Origin of the sequence: Kitasatospora sp. NPDC059747, from assembly GCF_042732955.1 — a bacterium.
GTDB lineage: Bacteria > Actinomycetota > Actinomycetes > Streptomycetales > Streptomycetaceae > Kitasatospora.
Window position 1 is genome coordinate 15220 of the sequence record NZ_JBHWGV010000133.1, and the last position, 10532, is coordinate 25751.

12 protein-coding genes are annotated in these 10532 nt (G+C 74.0%); 3 read left to right on the forward strand and 9 right to left on the reverse strand.

The features are described from left to right. Positions 1-189: 189 nt before the first annotated feature. The 6 genes from ACFV4G_RS37000 to ACFV4G_RS37025 all read right to left on the reverse strand — a co-directional run bounded on the left by ACFV4G_RS37000 (position 190) and on the right by ACFV4G_RS37025 (position 4888). Positions 190-1203, reverse strand: coding sequence for a lysophospholipid acyltransferase family protein (locus ACFV4G_RS37000; RefSeq protein ID WP_380446785.1), 1014 nt, complete (start codon positions 1201-1203; stop codon positions 190-192). A 7-nt stretch (positions 1204-1210) separates the two neighbouring features. Beyond that, positions 1211-2338, reverse strand: coding sequence for an NAD-dependent epimerase/dehydratase family protein (locus ACFV4G_RS37005; RefSeq protein ID WP_380446787.1), 1128 nt, complete (start codon positions 2336-2338; stop codon positions 1211-1213). 150 nt (positions 2339-2488) lie between these two features. Next, positions 2489-2587, reverse strand: coding sequence for a 30S ribosomal protein bS22 (locus ACFV4G_RS37010; RefSeq protein WP_003948845.1), 99 nt, complete (start codon positions 2585-2587; stop codon positions 2489-2491). A 192-nt stretch (positions 2588-2779) separates the two neighbouring features. Continuing rightward, positions 2780-2989, reverse strand: coding sequence for a helix-turn-helix domain-containing protein (locus tag ACFV4G_RS37015; protein WP_148644250.1), 210 nt, complete (start codon positions 2987-2989; stop codon positions 2780-2782). A gap of 227 nt (positions 2990-3216) precedes the next feature. After that, a complete protein-coding gene (locus ACFV4G_RS37020) occupies positions 3217-4413 on the reverse strand; it encodes an acetoin utilization protein AcuC (RefSeq protein ID WP_380446790.1) in 1197 nt (398 codons plus the stop codon). 106 nt (positions 4414-4519) lie between these two features. Beyond that, positions 4520-4888, reverse strand: a complete 369-nt coding sequence (locus ACFV4G_RS37025) for an HGxxPAAW family protein (RefSeq protein WP_380446792.1) — start codon at positions 4886-4888, stop codon at positions 4520-4522. A gap of 99 nt (positions 4889-4987) precedes the next feature. On the opposite strand from ACFV4G_RS37025, the gene ACFV4G_RS37030 reads away from it, so the two are divergent. Then, positions 4988-5467, forward strand: coding sequence for a MarR family transcriptional regulator (locus ACFV4G_RS37030; RefSeq protein ID WP_380446795.1), 480 nt, complete (start codon positions 4988-4990; stop codon positions 5465-5467). 36 nt (positions 5468-5503) lie between these two features. Here the strand turns inward: ACFV4G_RS37030 and ACFV4G_RS37035 are convergent, their stop codons facing one another. The 3 genes from ACFV4G_RS37035 to proC form a co-directional block, all read right to left on the reverse strand. Continuing rightward, complete coding sequence (locus ACFV4G_RS37035; protein ID WP_380446798.1) at positions 5504-6712, reverse strand: MFS transporter; 1209 nt, start codon at positions 6710-6712, stop codon at positions 5504-5506. A 94-nt stretch (positions 6713-6806) separates the two neighbouring features. Then, entirely contained in the window at positions 6807-7460 is a 654-nt protein-coding gene (locus ACFV4G_RS37040) for an HAD family hydrolase (protein WP_380446800.1), read from the reverse strand. Between the two features lie 35 nt (positions 7461-7495). Next, entirely contained in the window at positions 7496-8323 is an 828-nt protein-coding gene (gene proC / locus ACFV4G_RS37045) for a pyrroline-5-carboxylate reductase (protein WP_380446802.1), read from the reverse strand. A 142-nt stretch (positions 8324-8465) separates the two neighbouring features. On the opposite strand from proC, the gene ACFV4G_RS37050 reads away from it, so the two are divergent. Next, positions 8466-8915 carry a hypothetical protein gene (locus ACFV4G_RS37050; protein ID WP_380446804.1) on the forward strand — a complete coding sequence of 150 codons (450 nt, stop codon included), beginning with the start codon at positions 8466-8468 and terminating at the stop codon, positions 8913-8915. Between the two features lie 121 nt (positions 8916-9036). After that, the gene (locus ACFV4G_RS37055; protein WP_380446806.1) at positions 9037-10410 is read left to right on the forward strand and encodes a hypothetical protein; all 1374 of its coding nucleotides are present in this window, start codon (positions 9037-9039) and stop codon (positions 10408-10410) included. Positions 10411-10532 lie beyond the last annotated feature (122 nt).

Below are 10532 nucleotides of genomic sequence, written 5' to 3' on the forward strand. Positions count from 1 at the left end.
GGGGCGCGCGCGGGGCGCCGGGGGCGGGGCCGGGGGGTGCGGGCGGGGGGGGGGCGCCGCCGGGGGGGGCCCCCCCGCGGGGGGGGGCGGGGGGGCGCCCCCCCCCGCCCCCCGCCGCCCGTCGTCCTGGCGTCGGAAGAGCCACAGAGCCACAGCGCCGCAAGGGGCCACAGCGCCAGGGGAACCGGGCTAGAAGAACACCGAGCACCGCTGCACCAGCAGCTTGTAGAGCGTGTGCTGGATGGTCTCCCGCACCTCGTCCGCCAGGTCGAAGACCAGCATCGGATCGTCCGCCGCCTCGGCCGGGTACCCGTCGGTGGCGATCGGCTCGCCGAACTGGATCGTCCACTTCGTCGGCAGCGGCACCGCGCCGAGCGGGCCCAGCCACGGGAACGTCGGCGTGATCGGCACGTACGGCAGGCCCAGCAGCCGGGCCAGCGTCTTCAGGTTGCCGATCATCGGGTACGTCTCCTCCGCCCCGACGATCGAGCACGGCACGATCGGCACCCCCGCCCGCAGCGCCGAGGAGACGAACCCGCCGCGCCCGAAGCGCTGGAGCTTGTACCGCTCGGCGAACGGCTTGCCGATGCCCTTGAAGCCCTCCGGCCACACCCCGACGACCTCGCCGCGCTCCAGCAGCGCCTGGGCGTCCTCGTTGCAGGCGAGCGTGTGGCCGGCCTTGCGGGCCAGCTCGTTGACGCCCGGCAGCACGAACACGAGGTCCGCGGCGAGCATCCGCAGGTGGCGGTGGTTCGGGTGGTGGTCGTGGATGGCGACCTGGGTCATCAGGGCGTCCAGCGGGATCGTCCCGGAGTGGTTGGCGACGATCAGCGCACCGCCCTCGGCCGGGATGTGCTCGACGCCGCGCACCTCGATCCGGAAGTACTTCTCGGCCAGCGGGCGCAGCAGCCCGAGCAGGACCTCCTCGGTGAGCTCCTGGTCGAAGCCGAACTCGTCCACCTCGTAGTCGCCGGTGAGGCGGCGGCGCAGGAAGGCCAGCCGCTCGGCGGCCCGGCCCTCCCAGCCCTTGCCGAACAGCCGGGTCGCGGCCGGGCCGAGCTGCCCGGACAGCGCGCCGCCGACGGCCCCGGCGAGCCGGTCGGCGAGGGCCGGGTGGTCGGGGTCCGGGGAGGTCCAGCTGGGGGCGGACTCGATCGGGATGACCTTGGCCTCGCCCGGCGCGTTCTCTGCTGCGGCACTCATGGCGGGTTCAGCTCCTCGGTCGGGTGGGGCGGTCGGTGCGATCTGCGCGGTCGCGGGCGGAGCGGTCGCGGTCGGCGGGGCCCGCTTCGGGGCCGAGCAGCCCGGTCAGCCGGTCGGTGACGGCGGCGAGCCGTTCGGGCGGCAGGAGGCCGGGGCCCCGGGCGGCGGCGAAGTCGGCGAAGGCCTCCGGGGTGGTGAAGGCCGGGCGGTAGCCGAAGGTCTCCCGCAGCCGGGTGGTGTCCACGACGCGCCCGTGGGTGAGCAGCCGCAGCTGCTCGGCCGAGACGTCCACCAGGCGGGTCTGCCGGGCCAGGCCGGCCATCCAGCTGACCGCGGGCAGCAGCAGCGGGAGGGTGGGCCGGCCGAGCCGGCGGGCGCACTGGGAGAGCAGCAGGACGCCGTCCCCCGCCACGTTGAAGGTGCCGGTGTTGACGGTGCCCGGCGCGGGCTCGCCGGCGGCCCGGCAGAGCACGGCGACGGCGTCGTCCTCGTGCACGAACTGGAGCCGCGGGTCGTAGCCGAGGACGGTAGGCAGCACCGGCAGCGCGAAGTACTCGCTCAGCGGGGTGTCGGCGGCGGGGCCGACGATGTTGGCGAAGCGCAGCACCGTCACCGCGACGTCGGGCCGGCGGCGGGCGAAGCCGCGGACGTAGCCCTCGACCTCGGCGGCGTCCTTGGCGAAGCCCCCGCCGGGCGGGTTCTTCGGCTGGATCCGTTCGGTGAACACGGCCGGGTCGCGCGGGGCCGAGCCGTAGACGCCGGTGGTCGACTTCACCACCAGCCGCCGCACGCCCGGCGCCTTCTGGCAGGCGCCCAGCAGCTGCATGGTGCCGATCACGTTGGACTCCTTCACCGCGGAGCGGTTGGTGGAGCCCAGCCCGGTGGCGGAGACGCTGAGGTGCACGACGGTGTCGACCCCGTGCTCGGCGATCACCCGGGCGACCGCCGGGCGGCGCAGGTCGAGCTGGTGGAAGCGGTAGGGCGCGGCCGGACCGTCCGGGTCCTCGACCGGGCGACCGGGCGGCTGCACGTCGACGCCGACCACCAGGTCGACGTCGGGCCGGCGGCGGACCTCGGCGACGAAGCGGGCCCCGAGCTGCCGGGCCACACCCGTGACGAGCACGACGACGCCCACAGTGCTCCACCCCAATCCTCGACCCGAGCGGCCTGCGTGCACCGTACCGCGCCGCCGCGACGGGCCGTGAAACGACACCGCCCGCCCAGCCCACGAGGGGCCCGGGCGGGCGGTGGTAGCGCGCGGCGCGCAGGGCGCGTCCGGGGGCGCTTACTTCTTGTTGCGACGCTGAACGCGCGTGCGCTTCAGAAGCTTGCGGTGCTTCTTCTTGGCCATACGCTTGCGACGCTTCTTGATGACAGAGCCCACGGAACAACCCTCGCTCACTGAGACTCTCGTCCGTGAGAGACGGAGTCCATACGACTGACGTGAGGGCCTAGCCTACCGTCCGGTTGCCCGGGGCTGTAAATCGCGCCCCCGTCCGCCGGGGAACACGCGGGAAATCCGTGGCAAACGGGTGCGGAGCCCACCGTGGTGAGCCCCGCACCCGCGCGCCCCGTCCTACGCGCTTTCGAGCCGCACGTAGGACTCCTTGAGGTACTCGTGCACCGCCTGCTGGGGCACCCGGAAGGACCGTCCGACCCGGATGGCCGGCAGCTCTCCGCTGTGCACCAGGCGGTACACCGTCATCTTGGACACCCGCATGACCGCGGCAACCTCCGCCACGGTCAGGAAGACGACTTCCTGCAGGGGGCGTTCGCCGGAACTCATGACCATCACCCGACCCTTAACCCGTGTGCAAGGCACCGGCTTCCCCTCCGGTGACTCCACCGGCACACGTGTATCCCCAGAGTAGTTATGGGTGGTACCAGTGGGAAGAGGGAGAAGCGCAGTCCTCGTACGGTGAGAGATAGTCCTGTTGCAGTACGTAGTCACTCGGCGGTTCGTAGCAGTGGGCGTGCGCACCGCCACCGCGCGGGGCGTCCGGGGCGCCGGTTTCAGGCCAGCAGGCCGTGGTGGGGGAAGACGGCGCGACGGCTGGCGAGGATCGCCTGGTCCAGGCGGTCGGCCGGATCGTATCCCGCGTCGAAGTCGCGCCACACCGGGCGGGCGCCGTCGGTCATGCGCAGCGGGGCGGGGCGGCGGGTACGGCGGTAGACCTCGGCGCGCCACGGTTCGGGGGTCTCGGTGGCCGGGTCGACGGGGTGGCCGGCGGCGGTGGCGACGAGGTGGGTCCAGGTCCGCGGGACGACGTCCACGACGGCGTAGCCGCCCCCGCCGGTGGCGACCCAGCGGCCGCCGGCGTGTCGGTGGGCGAGGTCGTGCAGGTCCTCGGCGATCAGCCGCTGGGCGTCGACGGTGACGGCGAGGTGGGCGAGCGGGTCCTCCAGGTGGGTGTCCGCGCCGTGCTGGGTGACCAGGACGTCCGGGCGGAAGGCGGCGAGGAGTTCGGGCACCAGGGCGTGGAAGGCGCGCAGCCAGCCGGCGTCGCCGGTGCCGGCCGGGAGCGGCAGGTTGGCGGCGCCGCCGGGGGCGTCGGGGCCGCCGGTCTCGGTCGGGAAGCCGGTCTGCGGGAAGAGCGTGGCGGGGTGTTCGTGGAGGGAGATCGTGAGCACCCGGGGGTCGTTCCAGAAGGCCTGCTGGACGCCGTCGCCGTGGTGGACGTCGACGTCGACGTACGCGACGCGCTCGGCGCCGAGTTCGAGCAGGCGGGCGATGGCGAGCGCCGGGTCGTTGTAGATGCAGAAGCCGGAGGCCTTGGCGGGCATGGCGTGGTGCAGTCCGCCGGCGAAGTTGACCGCGTGCGGGGCGTCGCCGCGCCAGACCGCCTCGGCGGCGGCGACGGACTGGCCCGCGATCAGGGCGGAGGCCGAATGGATCGCCGGGAAGGCCCAGTTGTCGTCGGTGCCGAGCCCGTGCCGGACGTCGTGCCGGTCGGGGTTGGCGGCGGCGTGCTTGACGGCCTCGACGTACTCGCGGGTGTGCACCAGCTGGAGCGTCGAATCCCCGGCCGGGGGCGCCGCCTTGACGGTCACGCCGGGCGCGGTGGCCAGTCCGAGGGCCTCGACGAGGCGCATGGTGAGGGCCAGCCGGGTCGGGTCCATCGGGTGGCCGGGGCCGAAGTCGTAGGCGGTGACGGCCTCGTCCCAGAAGAGGTGCAGGCCGCAGGGGAGGTCACGCTCGGCTTCGGACATGGCCTCCACCGTAGTGGGTGGCGGTCCGCGGGCGGCCGCCGGGCCGGGGCGAGTCCCGGGGGCCGGGGTTCAAACCCGTACGGGAAAGGCGGCTTGAAGCGGAAGGTCAGGAGCGGTCGCCGGCCGGGGCCGCGGCGGTGGCGGCGGTGCGTGCGGGGGGCGTCGCGCGGGCGGGCCGGCGGCCGGCGAGGCGGCAGCCGAGGCAGTCGGGGTGGCCCTGCCGGCCGGCCGGGTCGGGGGTGCGCCAGTGCCGCTGCCCGGGCGGACGCGGGCCGGTGGGCTTGCCCCGGCCGGCGACGTGGAGCAGCCAGGCGGCCACCGCCCCGAGGGCGACGACCAGGCCGCCGGCCCAGAGGCCGGGGACCGAGCCGGCCACGAGGGCCACGCCCGCGACCGCGGAGCCGAGGATCACGACGACGGAGCCGGTCCAGCCGGCGACGGTGTGTCCCATGTCGTGTTCGCCGTGTGCGCCCATGTCTCCTCTTTTGGTGTGATGGACGGGTTCGCCGGGGCTTGACCCCGACAGACGTTTTATCTCACGAGATAAGTTACTTAGATGCTAAGGAGATCCCGGGTGAAGGGCAAGCCGCGCCCCCAGGCGTCGCCCGAGCAGGCGCTCTACGCGATGGACCGGATGATCGCGCTCGCGCAGTTCGGGCAGCAGGACATCGCCGCGCGGCTCGGGCTCAACGTGACCGACCTGACCTGCCTCGGCTTCGTCATCGAGGCCGCTCTGGCCGGTGAGGCGCTCGCCGCCGGCGACCTGGCCGAGCGCGCCCAGCTGACCACCGGCGCCGTCACCGGCGTGCTCAACCGGCTGGAGAAGGCCGGGTACGCGCACCGGGAGGCCGACCCGGCCGACCGCCGCCGGGTGCGGGTGGTGATGGCCGACGACGCGCAGGCGCGCATCCTCCAGGTCTACGGGCCGTTCTACGAGCGCGTCGGCGCCCTGTTCGCCGACTACACGCCGGACGAGGTCGCCGTCCTGACCGACTGGTTCACCCGCGCCCGTGCGATCCTGCGGGAGTCCCTGGACGAGATCCGCGCCGAGTGAGACGCGGGGCGGGGGCCCGGGGCCTGAAGACAGGCCCTACGCCTCGGCGGGCGCCAGGGCGGCGGGCGCCGGGGCGAAGCGGTCGGCCAGCGGGAGGACGGCGAGCACCAGCACCATCGGGGCGAGCAGCGCCCAGCGGTACGAGCTGCCGTCCGCGATCGCGCCGACCAGCGGCGAGCCGATCAGGAAACCCACGTAGTTGAAGAGGTTGAGCCGGGCCACCGCGGCGTCCGAGTCGGCCGGGAACAGCCGCCCGCCGGCCGCGAACACCTGCGGGATGATCGCGCAGATGCCGAAGCCGAGCAGCGTGAACCCGGCGATGCCCGCCCACGCCGCGGGCGCCGCGGCGGCGGCCGCGAAGCCGAGCGCCGCCAGCGCCGCGCCGCCGCGGACCACCGGGACGGCGCCCCAGCGCTGCACCGCGCGGTCGCCGAGGGCGCGGCCGAGCAGCATCGCCACCATGTAGCCCAGGTAGGACAGCTTGGCGACGTCCTCGGGGCTGCCCAGCCCGTCGGTCAGGTACTTGACGCTGTAGTTGGAGACCGAGGCGTCCGCGATGTACGCGAAGGCCATCGCCAGGCACAGCGGCAGCAGCGGCCGCCACGGGATCGAGCGGGCGGCGGCCTCGGCGGCCTCCCGGACGGCGTCGCCGAGTTCGGCGGGCCCGGCGAAGGAGGTGCCGACCAGCAGGGCGAGCGGGGCGATCACCGCGGCCGCGGTGCCGAACAGCAGCGGCAGCCCGAGGTCGTAGTGCGAGCCGAGGCCGGCGACGGCCGCGCCGAGGATGCCGCCGAGGCTGAACGCGGCGTGGAAGCCGATCATGATCGAGCGGCCGTAGCGGTGCTGGAGCCCCACCCCGAGCATGTTCATACTGGCGTCCAACGCTCCCACCAGCAGCCCGAACGCCCCCAGCGCGATGGCGAGTTGCCACAGCTCGTCGCCGAGCCCGACGCCCGCGAGGCTGAGGCAGACGCCCGGCTGGACGACCCGCAGGACGGCCCGCGCGCCGGTGCGCTTCACCAGCTGTTCGGAGGTGATCGAGCCGACGCCCGCGAGGATCGGCACGGCGGCCAGGAACACCGGCAGCAGCCCGTCGCTCAGCCCGTACCGGTGCTGGATCTCCGGGATGCAGGTGACCAGCAGCGCGAACGTCGTGCCCTGGAGCAGGAAGCTCAGGGCCAGGGCGGCGCGGCCGGCCCGCAGGCGGGACGGGACCCCGGCACTCGACGGGAACGCAGGACTCATGCGGGAACCTCGCTACCGGCCGGTACGACGATGTTGGCGAGAGCGTAGGTGCCCGGGAGGACTTTGGGGAGAGGGTGCGCAGCGCTTTCCGCGCTCAGCCCAGCAGCGCGGGCACCTCGGCGAGGTCGGCGATCAGCCCGGTGGCCCCGGCGGCCGTCAGCTTGGCCGGATCGGTGAGCGCGGTGTAGCCGTACACGTCCATGCCGGCGGCGCGGGCGGCCAGCACGCCGTTGGGGCTGTCCTCCAGCACCAGGCAGCGCGAGGGGTCGACGCCGAGGGTGCGGGCGGCGTGCAGGAACAGGTCGGGCGCGGGCTTGCCGACGCCGACGTCCTGCGCGCTGAAGATCCGCTCCTCGGCGAAGCGCCCGCGCAGGCCGGTGACGTCGAGCGCGGTGCGGATCCACGCGTGGTGCGCGGAGGAGGCCAGGCAGTACGGGACGGCACGCCGCTGGAGCTCCTTCAGCAGCGCCTCCGCGCCCCGGACGGCGGTGAGTTCGGCGCCGAACGCGTCGAAGACCCGGCCGTGGAAGAGCTCGTCGAAGCCCTCGGGCAGCGTCGCGCCGTCGTACCGCTCGGCGATCACGTCGTGGATGCGGTGGGCGGCACAGCCCATGAAGTCCCGGTAGCTGTCCTCGATCGTCGTCGGGTGGCCGAGTTCGGTCAGGTACTCGGCCAGCACCCGGTTGGAGAGCGGTTCGCTGTCCACCAGGACGCCGTCGTTGTCGAAGATCACCAGGTCGTAGGCCATGCCGCCGAGCCTAACCGGACGGACGTTCGAGGCGGTTACTTCCCCCCGGAGGCCAGCTCGCGCGAGCGGTCCCGGGCCGCCTCCAGGGCGCCCAGCAGCGCGGCCCGCACCCCGTGGTTCTCCAGCTCGCGGATGGCCGCGATGGTGGTGCCGGCCGGGGACGTGACGGCCTCGCGCAGCTTCACCGGGTGCTCGCCGGAATCGCGCAGCATCACCGAGGCGCCGATCGCGGACTGGACGATCAGGTCGTGCGCCACCTGCCGGGGCAGGCCGAGCAGGATGCCGGCGTCCGTCATCGCCTCGACGAGGAAGTAGAAGTAGGCCGGGCCGGAGCCGGAGAGCGCGGTGGCCGCGTCCTGCTGGCTCTCGGGCAGGCGCAGCGCCTTGCCGACCGAGCTGAAGATCTCCTCGGCGCGCACCAGGTGCTCTTCGGTGGCGTGCGAGCCGCCCGAGATGACGCTCATCCCCTCGTCCACCAGGACGGGCGTGTTGGGCATCACCCGGACCACCGGGGTGCCGGCCGCCAGCCGCTCCTCGAACCACGCGGTGGGCACGCCGGCCGCGGCCGAGATGACCAGCCGGTCCGGGCTGACGTGCGGCGCGAGCTCCTCCAGCAGGGTGCCCATGTCCTGCGGCTTGACGGCGAGGATCAGGGTGTCGGCGAGCTTGGCGGCCTCGGCGTTGGAGACGGCCACGACGCCGTGGCGGTCGGCCAGTTCGGCGGCGCGCTCGGGGCGGCGGGCGGTCACCAGGACGTCCGCCGGGTCCTTGCCGGCCCGCAGCAGACCGGAGAGCAGGGCCTCCCCGATCTTGCCGGTGCCCAGGAAGGCGATCTTCTGTCCGTGCGCTGCGCTGCCGCCCATGGCCGCTCCTAACCTCGGTACTGCTGCCATCCTCGCACCGCGCGGCAGCCCCCGGCGGGACCGTCCGGCCTGTGGTCCCTTACGGAGAAACTCGGGGGTTTCCCCTATGGCCCCGGGGCGTCCGCAGGAGCACCGTGGGGGTATGGCACACGACGAGATGTCCCGACGTGAGAACCGGCAACTCGCCGTCGCCTCGGCGACGATGGGTCCGTGGCGGACGGCCGCGGGGGTCGGTGCGGTGGTGGGGGCGACGGCCCTGGGGATCGACGCGATCACCGGGCACTGGTCGCTGAGCATCCTGGCCGGACCGGCCGGCTGGGGTCTGTTCTTCTTCTTCCTCGTCGGCACGCTGGGCGGCCAGTTGCGACGCGACACCGGCGACCGGCGGCTGCGGCGGTGGGCCGACGCGCACCCGTGGCAGGCGGCGCTCCCGGCGGCCGGCGGACTGCTGCTCCTGAACACGCTGGCGCAGCTGTTCCTCGGCGACGCGGGCGTGTTCGCCGCGTTCTTCGAGTCGCTCATCCCGGCCGGGATCCTGCTGGCGATCGCCGGTGTGGTGGGGTCGGTGAAGCAGGCCCGCAGCAAGGGCTGAGGCTCCCCCGCACTGCTCCGACCTGGGCAAACGGGGCAAACCTCGGCACTCCGTGCACGAGTTCACCACAAGGTGTGCCCCCGATCGACCGGCCGTCACACCCCGTCGGCATACTGGCGCGATGCCGATCGCCGAAGATCCAGAACCGCGCCCCTCGGAGGGCGGTGAGCCGGGCGGGTCCGACCCGTCCGGAGCGGGCGGGAAGGACCCGTTCGCGGACCTCGTCCTCGACGACGAGTTCGTCAAGGGTGCCGCCGTCACGGAACAGTCCGGCCGCACCCGGATGCTTGCCGCCCAGTGGAAGCACACCCCGCCGGTCGACCCGGGCGGCCGCCGGTCGGTCGACGACGGCCCGGCGGCGCCGAAGCGCCGGTTCGGCCGCAAGCCGAAGCTCCAGGCCGTCGACCCCTGGGGCAACCCGCGCCCGCCCAAGCGCCGGGGCCTGGAGTGGCGCACGCCGCTCTTCGCCGTCCTGGCCATCGCGGTGCTGGTGGCGGCGCTCAACATCGAGGGGCTGCGGAACTGGTACCAGGGCGGTTCCACCGGCTCCTCGGCGTCCCACACCCCGGTGCCCACCGTCGCCCCGGAGACGGCCAAGCCGACGACGGCGCCGCCGAAGGTCGACGCCGACCAGCCGACGGTCGACCACCCCTGGGCCGGCTCCCCCGCCGAGGGCTGGCCGAACGGCGCGGACGCCTTCGTGCTCCCCGATGCCAAGGCCACCGGCGTCTTCTCCGCCGACCAGGTCGCCGCCCAGCTCCAGCTGGTCAAGGACTACCTGACCGCCGCCAACCTGGACCCGCAGGTCATCGCGGGCGGCCGCCCGGAGGCCGCGCTGGCGCTGCTGGACCGGGCCGAGCGCGACCAGGCGGCCGCCGCCCTGGCGACCCCGTCCAAGGAGAACGACCCCACCAACTGGTTCAGCCGGTTCGACCCGCGCGAGGCCGTCCAGGTCGGCGGCGTGGTCAAGGTCCAGGGCCGGATCGGCTTCGAGGGCGACGGCGACAAGGGCGTCCTGGTGCACGCCGACTTCAGCTACGTGTACGCGGTGCGTCCGGGCCCGGACGCCGCCAAGCGGGCCGCGTCGCCCGCGCCGTCGGCGAGCGGCGGCCCGAAGCCGACGAAGCCGGCCGCGCCCGGGACCCAGGACCCGGCGGCCAGGCCGGTGGGCCTGGTGCTGCCCGCGGCCGACGTGGCCGGGGACACCTGGACCACCCGGACGGTCGTGCGGCGGGTCGAGAACTTCCGCTTCTACGACCCGGCCCGCTACCAGGTCAACCCGAAGAAGATCGCGTTCGGCGAGGGCGGCGGCTCGGACTCGGCCAACTCGGCCTGCGACGTCTACGACGGCTTCTACCACCCGCAGTTCGCCCAGTTCGACCCGGTTCAGCAGGACACCCCGGGCTCCCGGCCGACCGGCCCCGCGACCGACCCGTACGACCGCAGCAAGGACCTCGTCCCGAGCGACCAGTGCGGCACGGTCAGCCGCAACTGACCGTCAGCGCTTGCGCTTCCCGCCGGACCTGTCTCTTATACACCTCTGACTCTGCCGACGACTATGAGAGTGTAGATCTCGGTGGGCGCCGTAGCAGTGACCTCGTGGGGGGGGGAGGGGGC